Raw genomic sequence first — 24311 nt, 5'->3', positions numbered from 1 at the left:
AGAGCGTCAGTTTACTTGTGCTGTCTCACAGGAGCGGGGCGGACCGATGCTTGGATCAACCCACGGCACCCTCACCACCGACTCCCGCCGGGCCCGGGTCATCGCGTGCGGCGGGCAGCGGCCCGGCCCCGCCGTCCACGACCGGGTCGACGACCTCGACGTCAGCGGACGCCCGCTGTACACGGACGTACCCGACCTCACCCGCTTCTTCCGGCCCGAGTCGGTGGCCGTGATCGGCGCCTCGGACGCGGAGGGGCGGCCGAACACCGGGATCACCCGGCAGCTGCTGGCGTGGGCCGAGCGGGTCGGCGCCCGGGTGCATCCGGTGCACCCGACCCGCCCGTCCGTCTTCGGCATCCCCTGCGCCGCCTCCGTCGCCGCCCTGCCCGGACCGGTCGACCTGGCGGTGCTGCTGGTGGCCGACCCGTTGCCGGTGATCCGCGAACTGGCCGACACCAAGGTGAAGTTCGCGGTCGCCTTCGCCTCCGGGTTCGCCGAGACCGGCGAGACGGGCGCCGAGGCACAGCGGCGGCTCGCGGACGCCGTGCGCCGCTCGGGCCTGCGGCTGCTCGGCCCCAACACCAACCTCAACGCCTTCGAGCACTTCCGGGAGGACCTGACCGGCCCGGCGATCGCGCTCATCACCCAGTCCGGACACCAGGGCCGCCCCGTCTTCGCCCTCCAGGAGCTGGGCATCCGGCTCTCCCACTGGGCTCCCACCGGCAACGAGGCCGACCTGGAGACCGCCGACTTCCTCTCCTGGTTCGCCGAGCAGCCCGAGGTCGGCGCCATCGCCTGTTACGTGGAGGGGCTGAAGGACGGCCGCGCCTTCCTGCTGGCCGCCGACCGCGCCGCCCGCCGCAAGGTGCCGGTGGTCGCGGTGAAGGTCGGCCGCACCGAGGCCGGCGCGCGTACGGCCGCCTCGCACACCGGCAAGCTCACGGGCGCCGACGACGTGGTGGACGCGGCGATGCGCCAGTTCGGGGTCGTCCGGGTCGACGGACTCGACGAACTCCAGGACACCGCCGCCCTGTTGGCGCGGGCCCGGGCCCCGCTGGCGGACGGGGTGGCCGTGTACTCGATCTCCGGCGGCACCGGCGCCCACGCCGCCGACCTGGCCACGGCGGCCGGGCTGCGGCTCCCCCGGCTGTCCGAGGCCAAGCAGGCCGAGCTGCACCAGTGGATACCGGAGTACCTGAGCGTCGCCAACCCGGTGGACAACGGCGGGCATCCGGTCGGCGACCACCGGGGCCGGAAGATCATCGACGCGCTCCTCGCCGACCCGTCGGTCGGGGCGCTGATCTGCCCGATCACCGGCCCCTTCCCGCCGCTGAGCGACAGGCTCGTGGCGGACCTGGTCGAGGCGGCGGAGGAGACGGACAAGCTGGTGTGCGTGGTGTGGGGCTCGCCGGTCGGCACCGAGGCCGCGTACCGCGAGGTCCTGCTCGGCTCCTCCCGCGTGGCCACCTTCCGCACGGTGGGCAACTGCCTGAGCGCCGTCCGCGCCTGGCTGGACCACCACGCCTTCGTCGGCGACTACCGCTCCCCCTTCGACGAGGCCCCGCGCACCCCGTCCCCCTCCTTCCGCAAGGCCGAGGCCCTGATGCACCCCGGCCAGCAGCTCAGCGAGCACGCGGCCAAGCAGCTGCTGCGCGCCTACGGCATCCGGGTCCCGCGCGAGCAGCTGGTGACCAGCGCGGCGGCGGCCGTACGCGCCGCCGCGCAGGTCGGCTACCCGGTGGTGATGAAGGCGTCCGGCGCCCGGATCGCCCACAAGACCGAACTCGGCCTGGTGAAGATCGGCCTGACCTCGGCCAGTCAGGTCCGGGACGCCTACCGCGAACTGACCGACATCGCCCGCTACGAAGGGGTCGAGCTGGACGGGATCCTGGTGTGCCAGATGGTCGGGCAGGGCGTGGAGATGGTCGTCGGGGTGACCCACGACGACCTGTTCGGCCCGACCGTGACGGCCGGACTCGGCGGGGTGCTGGTGGAGGTCCTGCACGACGCCGCCGTACGCGTTCCCCCGTTCGGCGAGGACCAGGCCCGCGCCATGCTCGGGGAGCTCCGGGGCCGGGCGCTGCTGGACGGCGTCCGGGGCCGGCCGCCGGCCGACCGGGACGCGCTGGTGGAGGTGGTTCTGCGGGTGCAGCGCATGGCCCTGGAACTCGGCGACCACATCGCGGAGCTGGACATCAACCCGCTGCTGGTGCTGCCGCGGGGGCAGGGCGCGGTCGCGCTGGACGCGCTGGTGGTGTGCCGATGACCGCCGGGATCACGCACGAGGTCCGCGCTCAGGTCGCGTACCTCACCCTGAACCGCCCCGATGCCCTCAACGCGCTCACCCCCGAGCTGCGGGACCGGTTGATCGGCCTGCTGGCCGAGGCGTCGGCGGACCCGGGGGTACGGGCGGTGGTGCTGACCGGCACCGGCCGGGGCTTCTGCGCCGGAGCGGACCTGCGGGGCGGGGCCGGGGGCGGCGGCCGGCTGCCGGGCGATGTGGCGCGTGTGCTCCGCCTGGGCGCCCAGCGCCTGATCGCGGCGGTCCTGGACTGCGAGAAGCCGGTGATCGCCGCGGTGAACGGGACGGCGGCGGGGCTGGGGGCGCATCTGGCGCTCGCCTGCGACCTGGTCCTGGCCGCCGAGTCGGCCCGCTTCATCGAGGTGTTCGTCCGCCGGGGGCTGGTGCCGGACGCCGGCGGCGCCTATCTGCTCCCCCGGCTGCTGGGCCCCCAGCGGGCCAAGGAGCTGATGTTCCTCGGCGACGCGCTCCCGGCACCGGACGCGGAGCGTCTGGGCCTGGTCAACCGGGTCGTCCCCGACGCCGACCTGGAGAAGACGGCCGGCGCGTGGGCGACACGTCTGGCCTCCGGCCCCACCCGCGCCCTGGCCCTGACCAAACACCTCGTGAACACCTCCCTCGACAGCGACCGCGCGACCGCCTTCGCGGCGGAGGCCTGGGCCCAGGAGATCAACATGACGACCGAGGACGCCCGGGAGGGGCTCAGGGCGTTCGCGGAGCGGCGCGGCCCGGAGTTCCGGGGGCGGTGAGGGTCAGCCGTCGGCGCGGTCGAGGACACGCAGCGTGCCCGCGTCCGGATCGCCGAACAGGACGTACAGCCGGGGACTTTCCTCGGTGCCGCTGACGGACCAGCGGGTGTCCTCGCCGCAGCCGGTGTCGAGGTGCAGGAGGATGCCGGGGCGGTCGGTGTCGCCCGTCCCCGCGTCCGGCTTCCAGGCGCCGGAGCCCGAGCAGACCACGTAGTCCCTGTGGCCCGGGGTCGCCGGGTCGCGGTCGGTGGGTTCGACGGGGAGTCCGCGGGCCTCGGCCCGGCCCGCACGCTCCAGGCGCAGCTCGGCGCCGTTGTCGCCGCGCCAGACTCCGGTGAGCTGGGCGGGGGTCAGCCGGGGCGGCTCGTACGGGGGGACCAGGCCGCTCAGGGAGGCCGCGAGCCCGCCGCCGAGGGCCAGGGCGAAGAGGGCGGCGCAGGCGAGTGCCGAGCGCCACCACAGGCCCCACCTCGACCAGGAGCGCGTGCGGACGTAGGCGATGCCGAGGGCGGGCAGCAGGCCGAGGGCGGTGAGGACCGAGGTGGTGGTGACGAACGGCCAGTGCCACAGCACCGCCGCCACCGCGCCCCAGCCGACGGCCACGACCGCCGCCGCGACCGTGCGGCAGGCCCACTCCGGGCCGCCGGACCGCCGCGTCACCGGCCGGGCGAACACGACGGCGGGCAGCGTCAGCACGACGGAGAGCAGCAGGCCGAGGACCGGCAGCAGCAGCGGGGCGAACACCAGCAGGCAGAAGATCCCCCAGGCGCCGTCGTAGCCGCTGTCGTACTGGTCCTCGGTGGTGCTCAGGATCCACCACAGCAGCCCGGCGGCCGGCAGTTGCGCCGCGTTCACCGGGATCGCCGCGGCCAGATCGCTCCGCACCGCCCGGACCTGTTCACGCGTTGTCGCCCACCCCATGGCCGCACCCTACGAAGTGCCGGCACGGGGCCGGTCACCAGGCTTCCTATCTGACGATCCGTCAGCTTCAATGGACGGCGTGATGGGACACGCAGGGGCGGCGGCCGCCGCCGTCCGGTATCTGGGGCGCGGGCCCGTGGAGCCGTTGCCGCGGCCGGAGTTGCGGTGCGTGCGGGAGGACGAGCGGGCACCGGTGGAGCCGGGGGAGTTCCGGCGGGTGCTGGGGAGCTTCGCGAGCGGCGTGACCGTGATCACGGCACCGCCGGAGGATCCCTCGGGATCCCCCGCCGGCTTCGCCTGCCAGTCCTTCGCCTCCCTCTCCCTGGAACCGCCCCTGGTCTGCTTCATGGTGGGCCGTACGTCGGCCACCTGGCCGCGCATCGCCCGCGCGGGCGTCTTCTGCGTCAACGTGCTCAGCGCCGGCCAGGACGGGCTGTGCCGGGCCTTCGCGGTGAGCGGGGCGGACAAGTTCGCGGGCGTGGCGTACGACCCGGCGCCCGCGTCCGGCTCACCGCGCCTCGCCGGTGCCGCCGCCTGGATCGACTGCATCGTCCACGCCGTGCACACCGGGGGCGACCACCTCATCGTGGTGGGCCGGGTGAACGCCCTCGGCGCCGAGGAACCGGCCGACCCGCTGCTCTTCCACCGGGGTCGCTTCGCCCTGCTCGGCCAGGGAGGGAAGGCGCCCGGCCGTACGAGCGATTAGTTCGATGAGCGGTTTTTTCGGAAGGGACGCCGGGGTAGCTAGGCGGCGACAAATCGTCCTGAACGAGGAGAAAGTCATGCTTGCCCGTAGAGCCCTGGCCGTCGTGCTCACCACCCCCGTCCTGCTCGCCAGCATCGGCGTGACGGGCGCGGCCGCGTCCGTTCCGAAGTGGTCCGTCGTCACGCGGCCGGGCACCCGGCCCGAGCCCACCCACGGCCGGACGCACGGCGACCTCACCCGCGGCCTCACCCGCGGCCACACGCGCGCCGAGGCCGCGCACCCGGACGATGACGACGAGGACGAGGGCCTCCTCACCAGCCTCACCGGTGAGCTCGCGGGACGCTTCTGACGGGCTCTCAGCCCCCCGGCCGCCACAGCGAGGTCACCTCGGCCCCGCGCGCCGTGTGCAGGGGGCCGCGCGGGTCGCTCGCGTGGGGGTGGCGGGGGCGGGCGTCCGCGCGGGGCAGCCCCTTCAGGACACGGCCGGCACGAGGGCGGCCGGGCGGCGGCGGATCACCAGGGACATCAGGGCCGCCGCCGCGCACAGCGTGCCGGAGGCGTACCAGACGACGTCGTAGGAGCCGAAGACGTCCCGGGCGAGGCCGCCGAGGTAGGCGACGAGGGCCGCGCCGACCTGGTGGGATGCGAGCACCCAGCCGAAGACGATGGCGCTGTCCTCGCCGTACTGCTCGCGGCACAGGGCCAGGGTCGGCGGGACGGTCGCCACCCAGTCGAGGCCGTAGAAGACGATGAAGAACAGCATCGGCGGGTGGACCGCCGGGCCCAGCAGCATCGGGAGGAAGACGAGGGAGATGCCGCGCAGGGCGTAGTAGACCGCCAGCAGGCGCCGCGGTTCGAAGCGGTCGGTGAACCAGCCGGAGGCGATGGTGCCGACCACGTCGAACACGCCGACGACCGCGAGCAGCGAGGCCGCCGTCGTGACGGGCATGCCGTGGTCGTGCTCGGCGGGCACGAAGTGGGTCTGGATCAGGCCGTTGGTGGAGGCGCCGCAGATCGCGAAGGTCCCGGCGAGCAGCCAGAAGGTGCCGGTGCGGACGGAGGCCGAGAGGACCTTCAGCGTGCGGCGGGCGGCACCGGTCACCGGCGCCGGCTTGGGCACGAACTCCCGGGCCCCGTACGGCTTCTGGCCGATGTCGGCGGGGTGGTCGCGCAGCAGGATCCAGACGAAGGGGACGACGGCGAGGGCGGCCAGGGCCACGGTCACGGCGGCCGGGCGCCAGCCGTGGTGCTCGGTCAGCCAGGACAGCACCGGCAGGAAGATCAGCTGGCCGGAGGCGGACGCGGCGGTGAGGATGCCGCTGACCAGGCCGCGCCGCTCGGTGAACCAGCGGTTGGTGACGGTGGCGGCGAAGGCCAGGGCCATCGAGCCGCTGCCGAGGCCGACCAGCAGGCCCCAGCACAGCCACAGCTGCCAGGCCGCCGTCATCCACACGGTGAGGCCGGAGCCGACGGCGATCACGGTCAGCGCGACGGCGACCACCCGGCGGATGCCGAAACGGTCCATCAGCGCGGCGGCGAAGGGCGCGGTGAGGCCGTAGAGCGCGAGGTTGAGGGAGACGGCCGCGCCGATCGTGCCGCGGGACCAGCCGAACTCCTGGTGCAGCGGGTCGATGAGCAGGCCGGGCAGGGAACGGAAGGCGGCCGCGCCGATGATCGTGACGAAGGTGACGGCGGCGACGAACCAGGCGCGGTGCACACGGCGGCGCCGGTCGGGCGGGGCCTGGACGGGGGCTGCGGCGGGGCTTGTCTGAGTCACGTCATAGAGCGTCCTTCCTCGATGAGCGTGCATCGAGTGGCCCGAAGGACAGCGTTCGGTAGGATCGGGCCATGCGTGGTTCCGAGGAGTTCCGTCCGCACCGGGTCGTCGTCCTCGCACTCGACGGCCTGCTTCCCTTCGAGCTGGGCATCCCGCACCGGATCTTCGGCCGCCCGAAGGACGAGCGGGGCCGGGCCCTGTACGAGGTGGTGACGTGCTCGGTACGGCCGCCCGGCCCGGTCGAGACGGACGCCGACTTCGCCATCCACGTGGCCCACGGCCCGGAGGCGCTCGCCGGCGCCGACACGGTCGTCGTCCCGGCGTCGTACGAGCTGGGCCCGGTCTTCGAGGAGGGGCGGCTCACCGACGAGCTGGCCGCCGCGCTCGCCCGTGTCCGCCCCGGCACCCGGCTCGCCTCCATCTGCACCGGCGTCTACGTCCTCGCCGCCGCCGGATACCTGGACGGCCGCCCGGCGACCACGCACTGGGCCGACGCCGAGCGCTTCCAGCGGATGTTCCCGAAGATCGCAGTGGACGCGGACGTGCTGTTCATCGACGACGGCGACGTGCTGACCTCGGCCGGGGTGGCCGCCGGGATCGACCTGTGTCTGCACATGGTGCGCCGCGACTTCGGTACGGCGGTCGCCAACGAGGTCGCCCGGCGCACGGTCGTACCGCCGCACCGCGACGGCGGCCAGGCCCAGTACATCGAACGCCCGGTGCCCGACCCGCAGTGGGCCACGACCACGGCCGCCCGCGCCTGGGCGCTGGGCCGGCTGCACGAGCCGATCCAGCTGCGGGACATGGCCGAGCAGGAGGCCATGTCGGTACGCACCTTCACCCGCCGGTTCCGCGAGGAGGCCGGGGTCAGCCCCGGCCAGTGGCTCACCCAGCAGCGCGTCGAGCGCGCCCGGCACCTGCTGGAGACCACCGACCTGTCCATCGACCAGGTGGCCCGCGAGGCGGGCTTCGGCACGGCCCAGTCGATGCGCCAGCACCTGCAGCAGGCGCTCGGAGTGACACCGACCGCCTACCGCCGGACGTTCAAGGAGCGGCGTCAGAACGTGAGCACCGCGCGGGCCACCCGCCCCGCCTCCGCGTCCGCGCGGGCCTTGGCGAAGTCCTCCACCGGGTAGACGGCCGTCACCAGCTCGTCGAGCAGCAGGCGGCCCTGCCGGTACAGCTCGGCGTAGAGGGCGATGTCCCGCTGGGGGCGCGCGGAGCCGTAGCGGCAGCCGAGGACGGACTTGTCCAGATACAGCGAGGAGACGACGAAGGACGCCTCGGCGGTCGCCGGGGGCACGCCCAGCAGGATCGCCTGGCCGTGCCGGTCGAGGAGGTCGATCGCCTGCCGGATCAGCTCCACCCGGCCGACGCACTCGAAGACGTGGTCGGCGCCCGTGGGCAGCAGGTCCCGCACTCCCCGCGCCGAGGTCAGGAAGTCGGTGGCGCCGAACAGCCGGGCCGCCTCCTCCTTGGCCGGGTTGGCGTCCACGGCGACGATCCTGAGCGCCCCGGCGAGCCGCGCGCCCTGCAGCACGTTCAGCCCGATGCCGCCCGTCCCGATGACGACGACGCTGTCCCCGCGGTCCACCCGTGCCCGGTTCAGCACCGCCCCCACGCCCGTGAGCACCCCGCACCCGATCAGCGCGGCGGACCGCAGGGGGACGTCCTCGGGGATCCGCACCGCCTGCACGGCCTTGACGACCGTGCGCTCGGCGAACGCCGAGTTGGCGGCGAACTGGTGGACGGACGCGCTCCCGCGGGTGAACGGCTTCCCGGGCCGGCCGATCGCCCGCCGGCACATCGTCGGCCGGCCCCGGTCGCAGTCCGCGCACGCGCCGCAGTTGGCGAGCGTGGACAGCGCCACATGGTCGCCGGGCTCGACATGGGTGACGCCGGCGCCGACCGCCTCCACCACCCCCGCACCCTCGTGCCCCAGCACCACCGGTACCGGGAAGGGGATGGTGCCGTCCACCACGGACAGATCGCTGTGGCACAGTCCCGCCGCCGCGACGGCCACCCGCACCTCGCCGGGGCCCGGCTCGCGCACCACCAGATCGTCCACGACCCGCACCTGGCTGCCGTCGAACACCACACCACGCATCACACGGCCCCCTTGGGCTCTCTGGGCAGACCGAGCACGCGCTCGGCGATGATCGTGCGCTGGACCTGGTCCGAGCCGCCGTAGATCGTGTCGGCCCGGGAGAAGAGGAACAGGTGCTGGTCCGCGCCGAGTTCGTACGGCGCCGAGGGCGACCAGTCCGCGGGGCCGACGGCGGCCCGCGCCCCGCGCACCTGGACGGCGAGCTCACCGAGGCGCTGGTGCCAGGTGCCCCACAGCAGCTTGGCCACGCTGGGGGCGCCGGGTCCGGCCGAACCGCCGAGGGTGCGCAGGGCGTGCCGGCGCATGGTCCGCAGCTCGGCCCACTGCCGCACGAGCCGCGCCCGTACGACGGGGTCGCGGACCGCTCCGCTCTCCACCGCCGCGCGCACGACGGCGTCCAACTCGGCGGCGAAGCCGACCTGTTGCGCGAGTGTGGCGACCCCCCGCTCGAAGCCGAGCAGGCTCATGGCCACCTCCCACCCCCGCCCCTCTCCCCCGACGAGGTGCTCCACGCGCGCGTACGCCCCGTCGAAGAAGACCTCGTTGAAGTCGCTGGTGCCGGTCATCTGCCGGATGGGGCGGACCTCGACGCGGCCGGGCTGGTCCATGGGGACGAGGAGGAAGCCGAGGCCGTGGTGGCGCCTGGACTCCGGGTCGGTACGGGCCAGCACGAAGCACCAGTCGGCCTCGCGGGCGAGCGAGGTCCAGATCTTCTGTCCGCTGATCCGGTACCGGTCCCCCTCCCGCACCGCCGCCGTGCGCACACCCGCCAGGTCCGACCCGGCGCCGGGTTCGCTGTAGCCCTGGCACCACAGTTCCTCGCCGGCCGCGACCGGGGGCAGGAAACGGGACTTCTGCTCGGCCGTGCCGTGCGCGAGGAGGGTGGGGGCGAGCAGGTTCTCGCCGATGTGCCCCGAGCGGGGCGGCGCGGCCGAGCGGGCGTACTCCTCGGCCCAGACGACCTGCTGCGTGAGGGTGGCCGCGCGGTTCCCGTACCCCGCCTCCGGCCAGCCGAGCCCGATCCAGCCGTCCGCGCCGAGGGTGCGTTCCCAGGTGCGGCGGTCCGCTGTCCGATGGACATGGGCGGCGAGCCAGGCACGGACTTCGGCCCGGAAGTCCTCGTCCTCACGGCTGAACCCGAAATCCATGGAACCCCCTCAGCTTGAGCGCCCCGGCAGAGGCGCGGGGAACTGCGCGAGCGGCCACCGCCGGATCACCACGCACCCCCGAGCTCTTACGCGTTCGGCCGAGTACCACTCCGCGCCGCCTCCTCCATCGCCGAGAGCCGGGACAGCATCGGCATCGGGTCCACCCCCACCGACCCCGGCAGAGCCTCGGCGATCCGCTCCGGCGTCCAGCGCCCCTGCCCGTACATCGCACGGAGTTCACGCGGCTGCGCCCACACCGCGATCTTCGGCCCCGCGACGGTGTACACCTGCCCGGTGACGCCCTGCGCGGCAGCCCCCTCGGACAGCAGGTACACCACCAGCGCGGCCACGTCCTCCGGCTCGCCGATCTCCGCCAGCTCCATGGGAACGTTCGCCGACATCCGCGTACGGGCCACCGGCGCGACCGCGTTCGCGCTCACCCCGTACTTGTGCAGACCCAGCGCCGCGCTGCGCACGAGCGAGATGATCCCGCCCTTCGCCGCGCTGTAGTTGGCCTGCGACACCGACCCCTGATGGTTCCCGCTGGTGAAGCCGATCAGCGTGCCCGAGCGCTGGCGCCGCATCACGGCCGACGCCGCCCGGAAGACGGTGAACGTGCCCTTGAGGTGCGTGGCGACCACGGGGTCCCACTCCTCCTCGGTCATGTTGAACAGCATGCGTTCGCGCAGGATCCCGGCGACGCACACGACCCCGTCCAGCCGGCCGTACACCGACAGCGCGGTGTCCACCACCCGCTGCCCGCCCGCCATCGTGGAGACGTCGTCGGCGACCGCGACCGCCTCGCCGCCCGCCGCCTCGATCTCCTTGACGACGGCCGCGGCGACCTCGCTCGTGGGCGAGGCGCCGTCCACGGAGACGCCGTAGTCGTTGACGACGACCTTCGCCCCCTCGGCGGCGGCCGCCCGCGCGACCGCCCGGCCGATGCCACGTCCGGCGCCCGTCACGGCGACGACCCTTCCTGCCAAGAAGTTCCCCACGCCCGGCCCCTTCCCGTGGTTTCTGACGGACCGTTAGATTTTATGGCGCGTCGGTTGCGCGGACACAAGCCCCGGGGAGGCACCGGATGGCACTGCCGAAGGAGTTCCACGAGATCGCCGAGCGCGTCAACAACTGGGGCCGCTGGGGGGCCGACGACGAGATCGGAACCCTGAACCTGATCACGGACGAGGTGGTGCGCCGGGCCGCCGCCGGGGTCCGCACCGGCCGCCGTGTCCCCCTCGCACTGCCGCTCCGGCCGGACGGGGTGCAGACGGGCGTGATCCCCGGCCGCGTCAACCCGCTGCACGCCATGGTCCAGATCAACCAGGAGCTGTTCGGGCCGGGCACGGTGGCGTGCAGCGACGACGCGGTGACCATGGGCCTGCAGGCGGGCACCCACTGGGACGCCCTCACCCATGTCTCGCACTCGGGGAAGCTCTACAACGGCCGCCCGGCGCACACGGTCACCGCGCACGGCGGCGCCGAGTTCGGCGGGATCGACAAGGCGCGGCACATCGTCTCGCGCGGGGTGCTGCTGGATGTGGCACGCGCGCGGGGCGTGGACCGGCTGGCGGGGGCGCACGCGGTCACACCGGAGGACCTGGAGGCGGCGGAGGAGTTCGGCGGGGTGCGGGTGCGGGCCGGGGACGTCGTGCTCGTCCGCACCGGGCAGGTGCGGGTGTATCTGGCCGGGGACCGGCACGGGTACGGCTATCCGTCGCCGGGGTTGTCGATCCGCACGCCGGAGTGGTTCCACGCGCGCGACGTGGCGGCGGTCGCGAACGACACGCTCACTTTTGAGATATTTCCGCCCGAGACGGAGAATCTGTGGCTGCCCGTGCACGCCCTGGACCTGGTGGAGATGGGGATGCTGCAGGGGCAGAACTGGAATCTCGAAGAGTTGTCCACAGCCTGTGGAGAAGAAGGGCGGTACGCGTTCCTGCTGTCGGCGATGCCCGAGCCGTTCGTCGGTGCGACAGGGACCCCCGTGGCACCCGTGGCCGTCCTCTGAGTGGTCCGCGGACCGCTGGACCGGCCGGCGGCGCGCCTCCCCCCACGGTCACGCGCACGCGCCGCCCACCGGGTGCGACCCACACTCGGCGAGGGCCGCCGTCACCCAGGCCCTCGCCGTCCCCTCGCGGCGAATCGTCGCCCACAAGCGTGATCAGACGGTCACGACTCGTCAACGCCGGTACGGGATCTGTTACGTACGCCCTGTTCACGGCGCCCGCGCACGGAAGCATCCCCGGCGCACACCGCGCCGGGCGCTACACCGCCTCGAAGGCGAGACCCTCGTACGCGGACAGTCCGCCCCCGTACGCCATCGCCGCGCTCTTCCCGGGCTTCGAACAGCGGTCCAGTTCGCACCAGATGCTCTTGCCGACACCCTCGGGGCTCCAGCCCCAGCGGTCGGCCAGGCAGTCCACGAGGGCGAGGCCCCGGCCGCCGGTGGCGTCACTGCCGGCGCAGCGCGGCACGGGGGCGCGGGAGGAGCTGTCGGCCACCTCGACGCGCACCGTGTCCACCGCGGACGTCTCGGCGGCGCCGGCCACCTCGGCAGGGCCGGCCACCTCGGCGGTGTCCGTCACCCCGGGCGCCTCGGGACCCGCGCCGGGCAGGGAGAGCCGCAGGACGGCCGTGTGGCCGGTGTGCACCACGGCGTTGGTCACCAGCTCGGACACGAGCAGGATCAGGGTCTCGGCCAGTGGCTCGTCGGCCGCTATCCCCAGCCCCGCGAGCCGCGAGCGGGCCCACCTCCGCGCCCGTCCCACCTCCGAGGGGTCGGGCCGGATCTCCAGCTGCACTTGAAGCACCTGCACCGCTCACACCATCCGAACCGGCGGACACATGAACCCACGCCGACCGGCCGCCACGGACGAGGCCGCGGCGACGATCACGAGGGCCACGATCGTAGCCATTTTCTGCATGGCCAGAACAACGGCCAGAGCAAGGGTCACGGACCGTGAATCCCTTACGCGACAGCATGGTTGACGTACAGTCACCCCAACAAGCGCTTCGGGCATATTCCAGCGCGAAGGAGTACGCGCGAGGCATACTGTGCGACGCTCGTTCCGGGGAGTCGAACAGGCGGTGGCCGAAGCCGTAACCGCCCCGCGAGCAGCGGCGCGACCCGGCATCACCCCAGGGGCATCGCCGGCCCGGCTCGTGCTCGCAGCCACTCGCATCCCACACAAGGTACCGGAGAGGGGTCCCGACTCCGGGCCGTGACGAGTCGCGCTTTGGACACAACCAGATATCGACGCTCCGTGATACCGATATGCCACGATCCGCGACATCGTGGGCCAAGGCTTTTGCCGCGTCGCAGCCCAGGGCACTGTCGGCTCTTCAGGTCACCAGGTGAGCGGCGAGAAGTTCCTCACTCTCCGTGTTCCCCCCGCCACGCTGGGCCCGCACCCATGCCCGCTTCAGGTGCAGATGCACATCGGCTTCCCAGGTGAAACCCATCCCGCCGTGCACCTGGAGGCAGTCGCGGGCACCGCGTACGGCGGCCTCGTCGGCGAGCAGCCGGGCGGCGGCGATGTCCGCCGGGTCGGCGGTGAGGGCGGCCGCGTACACGGCGACGCGTGCGGTCTCCGTGCGGGTCAGGAGGTCGGCACACAGGTGCTTGACCGCCTGGAAGGCGCCGATGGGACGGCCGAACTGTTCCCGTGTGCGGGCGTGTTGGACGGCCAGCTCGGTCACGCGCGCGGCCGTGCCGAGCTGTTCCGCGGCGGTGAGGAGGGTGGCCACGGGGATCTGGGTGCCGTTGCCGTCGGGCGCGCCGGAGTCCGTGCCGGCCGGGAGGCGGTGCAGGGGGGTGAGGGGGTCCAGGGAACGGATGGGGGCGGAGCCGGTCGCGTCGCCGCGCACCACGTCCGCCGCGTCCAGCCATTCCACCAGTTCCCCGTCCACCGCGGTCACGACCGTCTCGCCGGTGGACGCGCCCGGGACGGTGCCGGCCGCCAGGTGGGTGGCCACGAGCGGGCCGGGCAGGAGTGCCCGGCCCGCCTCCTCGAAGGCCAGTACCGCCTCCGGCAGGCCCAGCCCGGCCCCGCCCTCCGCCTCGGGCAGCCGCAGGGCGAAGAGCCCCGCGTCCCCGAGCGCCCGCCACAGTTCCCGGTCGAGCCGCCCCGGCGCGTCGACGGCCGCGCGCAACGCCTCCCGCCCGAACCGCCGGTCCAGCACCTCCCGCACACCGGACCGCAACGCCCGCTGGTCGTCGCTGAGTTGGAAACGCACACTCATCTCCCCTTCGGCAGGCCGAGGATCCGCTCCGCCACGATGTTGCGCTGGATCTGCGAGGTGCCTGCGGCGATCGTGTAGGAGAGGGAGGACAGGCGGTCCAGGACCCAGGGACGGTCCAGGTCGAGGCCGTCCGGGCCGAGTACGTCGGCCGCGGTGTCGTACAGCTCCTGGCGGGCGTGCGAGTAGCGGAGCTTGAAGACCGAGCCTCCGGCACCCGGCACTCCCCCGTTCGCCTCCGCCTCGCTCACGTTCCACTGCGTCAGCCGCCACAGCGCCCGGAACTCCGCCTCCAGCCGTCCGAGCCGGCGCCGCAGCACGGGATCGTCCCAGCGGCCGTTCTCCCGTGCCGTGCGGGCGAGCTCGCGCAGCACCCGGCGGCAGGCGACGACCTCGCCGACGAAGGCCGTGCCGCGCTCGAACGACAGGGTCACCATGGTCACGCGCCAGCCGTCGTTCTCCGCGCCCACCCGGTGGGCCACCGGCACCCGGACCTCGTCCAGGAACACCTCGGCGAACTCCGCCGACCCGGCGAGCGTGCGCAGGGGCCGTACCGAGACGCCCGGCGCGTCCATGGGCATCGCGAGCCAGGTGATGCCCCCGTGCCGGGGCGCCCCGGGGTCGGTGCGGACCAGCAGTTCGCACCAGTCGGCGACCTCGGCGTGGGAGGTCCAGATCTTGGACCCGGTGACCACGTAGTCGTCGCCGTCGCGCCACGCGCGCGTGCGCAGCGCGGCGAGGTCGGAGCCGGCGTCCGGTTCGCTGAACCCCTGGCACCACACCTCCTCGCCGCGCAGGATCGGCGGCAGCCAGCGCGCCCGCTGTTCGGGCGTGCCTTCGGCGGCGATGGTGGGGCCCGCGTGCAGCAGCCCCACGAAGTTCGCCCCCACATAGGGCGCGCCCGCCTTCTCGGTCTCCTCCAGGAAGATCAGCCGGGTGGTCGGCGAGGCGTCCCAGTGGACGTCGGCGTACCCGGCGTCGTACAGCATCCGCTGCCAGCCCAGGTCGTAGGCCCTGCGCGCGGGCCAGTCGGCGGGGGGCGGCCCGGCCGGCAGGGTGGGCAGCACCTTGGCGAGCCACTCGCGCAGCCGGGCCCGGAACTCGTCCTCCTCGGGCGTGTGGGAGAGGTCCATCACCTGTCGAGGTCCAGGTCCAGCATGCGGATGGCGTTGCCCCGCATCAGCTTGTGGACCGTCTCGTCGTCCAGGCCCTTCACATGGTCGAGGGCGACCTCCTTGGTGTGCGGGAAGGTCGAGTCGACGTGCGGGTAGTCGGTCTCGAAGGTGGCGTTGTCGCGGCCGACGACGTCGAGCGAGGCGATACCGTGCTTGTCGCGGAAGAAGCAGCAGAAGATCTGCCGGTAGTAGTACGTCGACGGCGGCTCCGGGATCAGGTCGCGCACACCGCCCCAGGCCCGGTGTTCCTCCCACACGTCGTCGGCGCGCTCCAGGGCGTACGGGATCCAGCCCATCTGGCCTTCCGAGTAGGCGAGTTTGAGCCGGGGGAACCTCACCAGGACCCCGCTGAAGAGGTAGTCCATCATCGAGGCCATCGCGTTGTTGAAGCTGAGCGAGGCCTGGACGGCGGGCGGGGCGTCCGGGGAGGCGGCGGGCATCTGGGAGCTGCTGCCGATGTGCATGTTGACGACCGTGCCGGTCTCCTGGCAGGCCGCGAAGAACGGGTCCCAGTAGCCGGAGTGGATGGACGGCAGCCCGAGGTGGGTGGGGATCTCGGAGAAGGTCACCGCCCGCACCCCGCGCGCGGCGTTGCGCCGGATCTCGGCGACCGCCAGCCCGACGTCCCACAGCGGGATCAGGCACAGCGGGATCAGCCGGCCGCCGCTGTCCCCGCACCACTCCTCCACCATCCAGTCGTTGTAGGCGCGGACGCAGGCGAGGGCGACCTCCTTGTCGTGCGCCTCGGCGAAGGTCTGCCCGCAGAAGCGGGGGAAGGTCGGGAAGCAGAGGCTGGCCTCGACGTGGTTGAGGTCCATGTCCTTCAGACGCTCGGCGGGGTCCCAGCACCCCGGGCGCATCTGCTCCCTCGTGATCCCCTCCAGCGTCATCTCGTCCCGGTCGAAGCCGACGGCGGCGATGTTGCGCTTGTACGGGAACTTCAGGTCCTCGTAGATCCACCAGTCCGTCGGCTGGCCCTCCGGGTCCATGGTGATCTGGTATTTGCCGCCGACGTAGGCGAGCTCCCCGATGCCGGCGGTCAGCGGTTTGGGCCCCCGGTCCCGGTACCTGGCCGGCAGCCAGGCCTCGAAGAGGTGGGCGGGCTCGATCACATGGTCGTCGACGCTGATGATGCGGGGCAGTTCGGTCATGGTTCCCCTCGCGTTCCCCTCCGTCGGACAGCACCCGGACGGGTACTTATCTGATGACCCGTCAGATAGCATGGCACCTGACGGTTCGTCAGCCAAGACAGTCAGGGGCATCCGTGAACGAGACCCCGCACTCCCTGGGCTCCGCCCGCACGCTGTGGGACCTGGTCGTCCGCCGCGCCGGCCGCACCCCGGACCGCCCGGTGCTGCTCCAGCAGGACCGCACCCTCACCTTCGGCGAACTGCGCACACGGGCCGAGCGGGTGGCGGCCGGTCTGTACGGCATGGGCGTGCGTCCCGGCACGGTGGTCTCCTGGCAGCTGCCCACCCGTATCGAGACCGCCCTGCTGTCCTTCGCGCTGGCCCGCCTGGGCGCCGTGCAGTCCCCGGTGATCCCGTTCTACCGGGACCGGGAGGTCGGCTTCGCGCTCAGGGAGTCGAAGGCGGAGTTCTTCGCGGTCCCGGGCGTGTGGCGGGGCCACGACCACACGGAGATGGCCCGCCGGCTGGGTGCGAAGGGCGTCTTCGAGGCGTACGACACCCTTCCCGACGGCGACCCGTCCGTGCTGCCCGCCCCGCCCGCCGAGGGCACCTCGGTCCGCTGGATCTACTGGACCTCGGGCACCACCTCCGACCCCAAGGGCGTGCTGCACACCGACCGCTCCCTGATCGCCGGCGGCTCCTGCCTCGCCCACGCCCTGCGCCTGACCCCGGACGACGTCGGCTCGATGGCCTTCCCCTACGCCCACATAGCCGGCCCCGACTACACGGTGATGCTGCTGCTGTACGGCTTCCCGGCGGTGATGTTCGAGCACTTCGCGCTGCCGGACGCACTCCCGGAGTACCGGCGGCACAAGGTGACGGTGGCCGGCGGCTCCACGGCCTTCTACTCCATGTTCCTGGCCGAGCAGCGCAGACGGCCGCAGGAGAAGGTGATCCCGTCCCTGCGCCTGCTCGCGGGCGGCGGCGCGCCCAAGCCGCCGGAGGTCTACCACGCGGTGGTCCGCGAGATGGGCGTCCAGCTCACCCACGGCTACGGCATGACCGAGGTCCCGATGATCACCATGGGCGACCCGCGGGACACCCCGGAGCACCTGGCCACCACCGAGGGCCGCCCGCCGGCCGGCATGGAGATCCGGATCGTGGACGGTGAGATACGGCTGCGCGGTGAGGCCGTCTGCCAGGGCTATCTGGACCCCGCGCAGACGGCCGCCGCCTTCGACGCCGACGGCTTCCTGCGCACCGGCGACCTGGGCCGGCTGACGGAGTCCGGCCATCTGGTGCTCACCGGCCGCCTGAAGGACGTGATCATCCGCAAGGGCGAGAACATCTCGGCCAAGGAGATCGAGGACCTGCTCGCCGCGCATCCCGCGGTCGCGGACGCGGCCGTGATCGGCCTGCCGGACGCCGAACGGGGCGAGCTGGTCTGCGCGGTGGTGGAACAGCCCTCGGGAGCCGAACGGTTGACCCTGCCGGCGGCCGTCGCGTACCTGCGCGCGGCGGGCCTGTCCGTGCACAAGCTCCCGGAGCGGCTGGAGGTGGTACGGGAGCTGCCCCGCAACGACACCCTGCGCAAGGTGCTGAAGTACCGACTGCGGGAACGGTTTTCGAGACCCTGACAACAGGGCGGGCACCCCTGGGTCCCGCCCTGCCGGTGTCCCGGCGGGGGTGGCTACTCCGCGACCGTGAAGTAGCGGGCGAAGGCCGGGATGACGTCCGGTTCGGTGATGGTGCCGTCGGCGTCGGAGTCGAGGGCCGCGGCGGTGGCCTCGGCGACGTCCGCGGGGACGTGCAGGACGCGCAGGACGCGCGCGGTGTCGGCGACCGTGAGCCGGCCGTCGGCGTCCGGGTCCGCCACCGCGAGGGCGGCGTGCAGGAACGGGCGGGCGATCTCGGCGAAGCGTTCGGGGTTGTCGCGCAGGCGCTTGACCGCGCCGGTGACGAACTCCTCGCGGGTGATGCGCTGGTCGCCGTCCCGGTCCGCGATCCCGGCCATGCCCTGCCAGAACGCCTCCGCGCCGGCGTACAGCGCCTGCCCCTTGTCGGAGCGGGCGGTCACCGTGAACTCGGCGAGGAGCGCCTTGGCCGCCGCGTTGAAGTCCTCACGGTCGATCCAGCCGTTGCCGTCCTGGTCGAAGGTGGCGAACCGGGCGGCGATCCTGCGCTCGTACTCGGTGCTGACCATGTCTGTTCGGACCGCCTTATGTGTGCGTCGTACGGGTACGGCCAAGGGGTGGTGCGTCGGGCGGTTGCGTGACCGACCTGGCAGGAGCGAGCGTAAGGCGCGGACGGCCGCCGGACGACGGGAATCCGGCGGTTGTGCCAAGACCGGGGGAATTCTGCGACAACAGTGTGGCCTTGTCGCGAAGACCTCGGCGGCCGTCACGCGGAGAGCGGGTCCGCCTCGTCGCTCGTCGCCGATCCCACATCGGGGTGGACGTCGAACAGACGGCGGACACCGAGCGCGCCGAGCACCCGGTTGACGTGCGAACCGTCGTCGGCGCCCCGGTCGGGCAGGATGAGCCGGAGCCGGCCCTGACAGGAGCGGATGAGCCGGCGGGCGGCGATGAGGACACCGACCCCGCTGGAATCACAGAAGAACACGTCGGAGAGGTCCACGACGAGACTGTGGTGCCCCTCGGCGACGACGTCGTGCACACGTTGCCGCAGAACCGGCGACGTCATCAGGTCCAGCTCCCCGGACACCCGGAGCACGGCCCACTCGCCCTCTTCGACGCCGGTCACGTTGAATGCCACGGCCATGCCCCTCCGCTCGCCGGATCCCGGAACCGCCCGGAAACGGAAGCAGTTCCTTCGCTTGCTTCCGCAGCGGCTGCCCACCGGCCGTTCCCTGAAACGTCGAGCAGCAAACCAGCCGTGATCAACAGAGGGCTTGTTTCGGTCACTACCGATCCTGTTCGATCAGAGAAACTCACGCTCCGTGTGAAGCTTATGTGAAGAGGGCACTATCACCAGCGGCGCTTCGGGGGGCGCACATTGACACAAAGGGGCGTGCACTGTCAGAGGTGCCGACTACATTCGAGAACACGGTGCAGACACGCTGGACGGGCCGGACACGGGTGAGGGGAGGGGACCGCATGGCCACGAAGGACGTACCGCCCCGCGGGGACCGCAAGATGCAGCAGCGGCTCGCCCGCGGTGAGGCCGCCGCCCTGGGCGAGATGTACGACCGGTTCGCCTCGCTCGTCCACGGCCTCGCCCACCGCGTCCTCGGCGACGAGAAGGCCGCCGACACCCTCACCCGCGAGGTCTTCGCGCACCTGTGGGAACACCCCGAGACGTACGACCCCGGGAAGGGCCCGCTGCGCACCTGGGTCGCCGGGGTGACCCACCGGCTCGCCGTGCAGCGGTTGCGCGACAGCGAGACCGCGGCGCTGCCGGAGGGCGGCGGCTCCCTGGCGGACCTGGAGCGCAAGGTGCGCCGCGCCTCGGTCGCCGCCCGCGCCGACTACATCGTCCACTCCATGCCCGCCCCGCTGCGGCGCGCCCTCGACCTGGCCTACTTCCAGCGCCGCGACTACCGCCAGACCGCCGTCGACCTCGGCGTCACCGAGGACGAGGCCCGCCGCCGGCTCCGCCTCGGGCTGCAGCTGCTCTCCACCGCCCACGACGCCGGGACACCACCGGGACACGGAGGTGCGGTGTGAGCGGGGCGGGACGGTTCGAGGCGTCCGACGGGCCCGAGGGAGAAGAGGGGCGCGGAGGAGGAGTGGGGGGCGAGGGATCCTCGCGGCGGGGCCCCGAGGGGCACGGCGCCTCCGGTGCCCGGCGTGGCGACGGCCACCCCGGCGGCGGGAGCGCCGGCGACGGCACGGGGCACACGCCGCCCGGCGCCGAGGCCCCCGGCCCGGACGTGCCGCCGCGCATACCGACGCCCCGCGCCTCCGTCGAGGACAACGGCCTTGTGCTGCCCGACCTCGCCGGCCTCGCGCCCGCGCCGCTCGACCTGCCGCACGACGTGCTGAAATCACTCCTGGGCGCCTGGGCGCTGGCCGCCTGCTCGGCGGCGGAGACCGCGGCCGTCGAGGATCACCTCGGCTCGTGCGGCGGTTGCGCCGACGAGGCCCGCCGGCTGCGCGAGGCGGTCGGCCTGCTGCACCAGCACGAGAGCCTCGACCTGGACCCCGGCCTGCGGGCCCGCGTCCTGGAGAGCTGCCTGGAGCGCCGGCCGCCGCGCATCCCCGTGCCGGAGTGGGCGGCGCCGTACGACGCCGAGACCGCCCGTCTGGACGCCCTGCTGCAGGACTTCGGGGACGCGGAGTGGCATGCGCCGGTGCGGCTGCGGTGGTTCGCGGCCGACACGGCGCGGAACCGGCGTACGACCGTGGCCGGGGTGATCGCGCACCTGCTGTCCGTGGACGGCCTGATCGCCGTCGCGCTCGGCCTGGAGGACCCGCTGGCCGAGGTCGCCGGGAAGGCGGAGCAGCACGCGGCGGGCCCGGCCGGACGCACCGAGGCGTACTGGCGGACCTCCCGCTTCCCGCCGACCCGGTCGGTGCGGGGACCCTGGCGGGAGCAGAGCCACAGCCTGGTGCGGACGACGTCCTTCACCGGCGGCCACGCGGGCGGACTCGCCGTGTCGTACGGCGACTTCGACCTGCCGCTGCACGACGCGATGCTGGACCGGGCCTTCGAGTGCTGGGTGCACGCCGAGGACATCGCGGAGGCGGTGGACTACCCCTACCAGCCGCCCGCGCCGCGTCACATGAACCGGATGATCGACCTCGCGGCCCGCATGCTGCCCTCCGTGCTGGCGGACCGCCGGCGAAGAGGGCTGGCCGCGCCCGGCCGGGGACGGCACCTCGGCCTCGCCGGCGAGCCCGGCCGCAGCCTGCGCCTGGAGATCGAGGGCTCGGGCGGCGGCGAGTGGCTGATCCCCCTGGACTCACCGGCGGCACGGGGCTCCGCCGACTTCGAGGTGGCCCATGTCGCGCTGGACGGCTCGGAGTTCTGTCAGCTGGCCGCGGGTCATGTGTCTCCCGCGGAGGCGGCAGCGGGGCAGGCGGGCGACCGGGAGGCGATCAGGGACGTGCTGTTCGCCGTGGCGAGCCTGAGCCGGATGTAGGGGCTGGTCGCCGTCTCACGGGTGGCCGTGGGTGGGTCGTACGTGGCCGCACACCCGCACCCGCGGCCGCCGCCGGTCCGCTAGGCGAACACCACCGTACGGCGCCCGTTGAGCAGGATCCTGCGCTCCGCGTGCCACTTGACGGCCCGTGCCAGCGCCTGGCACTCCACGTCCCGTCCGATCGCGACCAGCTGGTCCGGCGTGACGTCATGCCCCACCCGCTCGACCTCCTGCTCGATGATCGGCCCCTCGTCGAGGTCGGCGGTCACGTAGTGCGCGGTCGCCCCGATGAGCTTGACGCCCCTGGCGTGCGCCTGGTGGTACGGCTTCGCGCCCTTGAAGCTCGGCAGGAAGGAGTGGTGGATGTTGATGATCCGGCCGCTGAGCTGCTTGCACAGGTCGTCCGAGAGGACCTGCATGTAACGGGCGAGGACGACCAGTTCGACGCCCTGCTCGCGGACGATCTCCAGCAGCTTCCCCTCGGCCTCCGCCTTCGTCTCCTTCGTGACCGGAAGGTGGTGAAAGGGGATGTTGTACGAGCCCACCAGCTCTTCGAAATCGGTGTGATTGGAGACCACGCCCACGATGTCCACCGGAAGCGCACCGATCCGGGCCCGGAACAGCAGGTCGTTCAGGCAGTGCCCGAACTTGCTGACCATCAGCACGATGGGCATCTTCGCGTCGGCCCGGTTGATCTGCCAGTCCATGTGGAAGGAGTCGCCGATCGCCGCGAAGCTCGCCCGCAGCTTCTCCACCGTCAGCGGCGCGTCGGCCGTGAAGTGGACCCGCATGAAGAACAGACCCGTGTCGTGGTCGCCGAACTGCTGGCTGTCCTCGATGTTGCAGCCGGTCATGAACAGGTAGCTCGACACGGCGTGCACGATGCCCTGCTTGTCCGGGCAGGAAAGGGTGAGGACGTACTGGTCGGCCGGTGCGGCGGCGGGCGCAGGCTGCTCATTCATGCCCTACAGGTTCGCACACCGCGTCGCCGCCGCGCCTACGCGGTTCGCGTCAGAATCCGCAGCACTTCCAGACTCTTCGGCGGCGTGTCCGGGTCATCGCCGTCACTCGCCGCGAGACGTATGTGCGCGTCCCGCGCCGCCCGCACCGCTTCCGGCCACCCCTCGTGGTCGAGGTACGCGGAGACCGGCGCGTCCGGGCCGACCTGGTGCATGATCCGCAGCACCCGCAGGACGGCGGTGTCCACCAGCGCCGCCTCCTGGGAGTCCCGGAAGATCGTGCCGACGTACTTCTCCGCGGACCAGTTGTCCAGCCAGGTGTCCTCCACCAGCCGGTACACGGCGTCGGTGACGTCGCCGTACCCGTCCACGCCCGCCAGCCAGACGTCCCGCTGGAACACCGGATCGGAGAGCATGTGCAGCGCCGAGCGCACATTGCTGCGCCAGCGCCACCATGGCATGTCGCTTAGGGGCATGCCGCCCATGGTGAAGGAGCGACGGCCGCGACGGGAAGAGTTCTCCGAACCTTGCACGGTCATCGATCGTACGTTCCCTGTCACACCAGCCTCACCACCCCCTGTAATTCACCTCGATGTCACTCTTCGTTGACTCTGGGTCACTCCCCGGTTAGTGGTGTGAGGGAATCGTGCGTGTGCATGACCGGCAGGCGACGCACCGCTAGTACCTTCCTCCACCCGGCCTTCCGCCCCGGCAGAGCCACCGCGCTGTCCGCGGGCGCCGTGGCCCTCTGTGCGTCGCTCACCGCCGGGTGCGGGGTCGTCCCCGGTGTCACGGGGGGCACCGGGGACGACGACACGGTCAAGGTCATGACCTGGGCCCCGCAGGACACCGACGCGACCAACAAGCCGGGCATGCCCGCCATGGCCCTCGCCTACGCCAAGTGGATCAACGCGCACGGCGGCCTCGACGGCCGCAAGCTCCAGGTCCTGACCTGCAACGACAACAACGACGGCGTGGGCGCCGCCAAGTGCGCGCGGCGCGCGGCCGACGAGAACGTGGTCGCGGTCGTCGGCTCCTACAGCCAGTTCGGCGACTCCTACCTCGCCCCGCTGGAAGGCGCCGGCATCCCCTACATCGGCGGCTACGGCGTCACCAACGACGAGTTCACCGGCCAGATGTCCTACCCGGTCAACGGCGGCCAGCCGGCCCTGCTCGCCGGTCTCGGCCAGGCTCTCGCCGCCACCTGCGGCAACGTCGCCCTGATCCGCCCGGACAGCATCGCCGGCGACGAACTGCCCGCCCTGCTCGACTCCGGCCTCAAGGCGGGCAGACACGTTCAGGCGGGCGACCACCTGGCCGCCGAGGACGCCACCGAGTACGGCGACCAGGCCGACCAGGCGCTGCGCTACGCCACCAAGGACGTGCTGAAGAAGGGCTGCGTCGTGCCCGCGCTCGGCGACCGCACCGACACCTTCATGGACTCCTTCCGGCGGGCTCGCGAATCCTTCCCCGGGGTACGGCTCGGGACCGTGCTCGGCAGCGTCGACCAGACCGTGATCAACGCCACCGGCGGTGCGTCCGGACCGTACGAGGGGGCGTACATCACCGGCTGGTACCCGCCGGCGTCCGACGCCCGGTGGGACCCGATGAAGAAGGTGATCAACGAGGAGGCCTTCGGCGACAACCGCATCGACCCCGCGGACGCCGGAGTGCAGACCACCTGGATCGCCTACACCGTGCTGAAGGCCGCCCTGGAGAAGATAGGCACCGGCGAGGTGAGCGCCGACAGCGTGCGGCACACCCTCGACGACGGCCTGCGCGTCTCCACCGGCGGTCTCACCCCGACCCTGCACTGGCCCTACGAGGGCAAGCTGGCCGCGGTCGGCTTCCCGCGGATGGTCAACGCCGACGTCACCCTCCAGGTGGTCCAGGACGGCAAGCTGGTCGCGGCCCGCAGGGGCCTCGGCGGCCTCGACGGCATCACCGACATGACGCGCACGCTGGAGAGCGCCGACGTGGTGTGACCCCCG

General features: G+C 72.8%; 23 protein-coding genes. 10 read left to right on the top strand and 13 right to left on the bottom strand.

Annotation, left to right across the window (positions count from 1 at the left end; genetic code table 11):
- Positions 1–46 precede the first annotated feature (46 nt).
- On the top strand, positions 47–2266 hold the full coding sequence (locus IE244_RS11770; RefSeq protein ID WP_191873230.1) for an acetate--CoA ligase family protein: 2220 nt from the start codon (positions 47–49) through the stop codon (positions 2264–2266).
- Positions 2263–3051, top strand: coding sequence for an enoyl-CoA hydratase/isomerase family protein (locus IE244_RS11765; RefSeq protein WP_191873228.1), 789 nt, complete (start codon positions 2263–2265; stop codon positions 3049–3051). Before IE244_RS11770 ends, IE244_RS11765 begins: the two co-directional genes overlap by 4 nt.
- A gap of 3 nt (positions 3052–3054) precedes the next feature.
- On the opposite strand, the gene IE244_RS11760 is transcribed toward IE244_RS11765, so the two are convergent.
- Positions 3055–3972 (bottom strand): hypothetical protein, encoded by a 918-nt coding sequence (locus IE244_RS11760; RefSeq protein WP_191873226.1) that lies wholly within the window; start codon positions 3970–3972, stop codon positions 3055–3057.
- Between the two features lie 82 nt (positions 3973–4054).
- Here IE244_RS11760 and IE244_RS11755 point away from each other — a divergent pair, with 82 nt between their 5' ends.
- On the top strand, positions 4055–4678 hold the full coding sequence (locus IE244_RS11755) for a flavin reductase family protein (RefSeq protein WP_191873224.1): 624 nt from the start codon (positions 4055–4057) through the stop codon (positions 4676–4678).
- A gap of 76 nt (positions 4679–4754) precedes the next feature.
- On the top strand, positions 4755–5027 hold the full coding sequence (locus IE244_RS11750; RefSeq protein WP_191873222.1) for a hypothetical protein: 273 nt from the start codon (positions 4755–4757) through the stop codon (positions 5025–5027).
- Between the two features lie 123 nt (positions 5028–5150).
- On the opposite strand, the gene IE244_RS11745 is transcribed toward IE244_RS11750, so the two are convergent.
- The gene (locus tag IE244_RS11745) at positions 5151–6455 is read right to left on the bottom strand and encodes an MFS transporter (RefSeq protein WP_191873220.1); all 1305 of its coding nucleotides are present in this window, start codon (positions 6453–6455) and stop codon (positions 5151–5153) included.
- Between the two features lie 71 nt (positions 6456–6526).
- Here IE244_RS11745 and IE244_RS11740 point away from each other — a divergent pair, with 71 nt between their 5' ends.
- The gene (locus tag IE244_RS11740; RefSeq protein ID WP_191873218.1) at positions 6527–7591 is read left to right on the top strand and encodes a GlxA family transcriptional regulator; all 1065 of its coding nucleotides are present in this window, start codon (positions 6527–6529) and stop codon (positions 7589–7591) included.
- Here IE244_RS11740 and IE244_RS11735 read toward each other — a convergent pair.
- The 3 genes from IE244_RS11735 to IE244_RS11725 form a co-directional block, all read right to left on the bottom strand.
- On the bottom strand, positions 7513–8562 hold the full coding sequence (locus IE244_RS11735; RefSeq protein WP_191873217.1) for a Zn-dependent alcohol dehydrogenase: 1050 nt from the start codon (positions 8560–8562) through the stop codon (positions 7513–7515). The genes IE244_RS11740 and IE244_RS11735 overlap by 79 nt on opposite strands.
- A complete protein-coding gene (locus tag IE244_RS11730) occupies positions 8562–9710 on the bottom strand; it encodes an acyl-CoA dehydrogenase family protein (RefSeq protein WP_191873216.1) in 1149 nt (382 codons plus the stop codon). The genes IE244_RS11735 and IE244_RS11730 overlap by 1 nt, the downstream gene beginning before the upstream one ends.
- A gap of 86 nt (positions 9711–9796) precedes the next feature.
- Positions 9797–10708 (bottom strand): SDR family NAD(P)-dependent oxidoreductase, encoded by a 912-nt coding sequence (locus IE244_RS11725; RefSeq protein ID WP_191873215.1) that lies wholly within the window; start codon positions 10706–10708, stop codon positions 9797–9799.
- 86 nt (positions 10709–10794) lie between these two features.
- Between IE244_RS11725 and IE244_RS11720 the strand changes: the two genes are divergently transcribed.
- Entirely contained in the window at positions 10795–11721 is a 927-nt protein-coding gene (locus IE244_RS11720) for a cyclase family protein (protein WP_191873214.1), read from the top strand.
- Between the two features lie 256 nt (positions 11722–11977).
- On the opposite strand, the gene IE244_RS11715 is transcribed toward IE244_RS11720, so the two are convergent.
- The 4 genes from IE244_RS11715 to IE244_RS11700 form a co-directional block, all read right to left on the bottom strand.
- Positions 11978–12514 (bottom strand): ATP-binding protein, encoded by a 537-nt coding sequence (locus IE244_RS11715; protein ID WP_191873694.1) that lies wholly within the window; start codon positions 12512–12514, stop codon positions 11978–11980.
- Positions 12515–13055: 541 nt separating this feature from the next.
- A complete protein-coding gene (locus IE244_RS11710; RefSeq protein WP_191873693.1) occupies positions 13056–13949 on the bottom strand; it encodes an acyl-CoA dehydrogenase family protein in 894 nt (297 codons plus the stop codon).
- A gap of 2 nt (positions 13950–13951) precedes the next feature.
- On the bottom strand, positions 13952–15085 hold the full coding sequence (locus tag IE244_RS11705) for an acyl-CoA dehydrogenase (RefSeq protein ID WP_191873213.1): 1134 nt from the start codon (positions 15083–15085) through the stop codon (positions 13952–13954).
- Positions 15085–16278 (bottom strand): amidohydrolase family protein, encoded by a 1194-nt coding sequence (locus tag IE244_RS11700; RefSeq protein WP_191873212.1) that lies wholly within the window; start codon positions 16276–16278, stop codon positions 15085–15087. The genes IE244_RS11705 and IE244_RS11700 overlap by 1 nt, the downstream gene beginning before the upstream one ends.
- Before the next feature lie 113 nt (positions 16279–16391).
- Here IE244_RS11700 and IE244_RS11695 point away from each other — a divergent pair, with 113 nt between their 5' ends.
- The gene (locus IE244_RS11695) at positions 16392–17894 is read left to right on the top strand and encodes a class I adenylate-forming enzyme family protein (RefSeq protein ID WP_191873210.1); all 1503 of its coding nucleotides are present in this window, start codon (positions 16392–16394) and stop codon (positions 17892–17894) included.
- A 53-nt stretch (positions 17895–17947) separates the two neighbouring features.
- Here the strand turns inward: IE244_RS11695 and IE244_RS11690 are convergent, their stop codons facing one another.
- Positions 17948–18460: an EF-hand domain-containing protein gene (locus IE244_RS11690; protein ID WP_191873208.1), complete on the bottom strand. Its 513-nt coding sequence runs from the start codon at positions 18458–18460 to the stop codon at positions 17948–17950.
- A 197-nt stretch (positions 18461–18657) separates the two neighbouring features.
- The gene (locus IE244_RS11685) at positions 18658–19038 is read right to left on the bottom strand and encodes an STAS domain-containing protein (RefSeq protein ID WP_191873207.1); all 381 of its coding nucleotides are present in this window, start codon (positions 19036–19038) and stop codon (positions 18658–18660) included.
- Positions 19039–19373: 335 nt separating this feature from the next.
- On the opposite strand from IE244_RS11685, the gene IE244_RS11680 reads away from it, so the two are divergent.
- Positions 19374–19943 carry a sigma-70 family RNA polymerase sigma factor gene (locus IE244_RS11680; RefSeq protein ID WP_191873205.1) on the top strand — a complete coding sequence of 190 codons (570 nt, stop codon included), beginning with the start codon at positions 19374–19376 and terminating at the stop codon, positions 19941–19943.
- Positions 19944–20005: 62 nt separating this feature from the next.
- Positions 20006–21361 (top strand): zf-HC2 domain-containing protein, encoded by a 1356-nt coding sequence (locus tag IE244_RS11675; protein WP_373305737.1) that lies wholly within the window; start codon positions 20006–20008, stop codon positions 21359–21361.
- Positions 21362–21441: 80 nt separating this feature from the next.
- Here IE244_RS11675 and purU read toward each other — a convergent pair whose 3' ends face one another.
- The gene (gene purU, locus IE244_RS11670) at positions 21442–22323 is read right to left on the bottom strand and encodes a formyltetrahydrofolate deformylase (RefSeq protein WP_191873203.1); all 882 of its coding nucleotides are present in this window, start codon (positions 22321–22323) and stop codon (positions 21442–21444) included.
- A 35-nt stretch (positions 22324–22358) separates the two neighbouring features.
- Positions 22359–22859 carry an SCO4402 family protein gene (locus IE244_RS11665; protein ID WP_191873202.1) on the bottom strand — a complete coding sequence of 167 codons (501 nt, stop codon included), beginning with the start codon at positions 22857–22859 and terminating at the stop codon, positions 22359–22361.
- Positions 22860–22976: 117 nt separating this feature from the next.
- On the opposite strand from IE244_RS11665, the gene IE244_RS11660 reads away from it, so the two are divergent.
- A complete protein-coding gene (locus IE244_RS11660; protein ID WP_191873197.1) occupies positions 22977–24305 on the top strand; it encodes an ABC transporter substrate-binding protein in 1329 nt (442 codons plus the stop codon).
- Positions 24306–24311 lie beyond the last annotated feature (6 nt).

The sequence above is a fragment of the Streptomyces filipinensis genome (assembly GCF_014649495.1).
Lineage (GTDB): Bacteria > Actinomycetota > Actinomycetes > Streptomycetales > Streptomycetaceae > Streptomyces > Streptomyces filipinensis.
The sequence above is the reverse complement of the archived record's forward strand: the minus strand, read 5'-3'. Positions and strand labels throughout refer to the sequence as shown.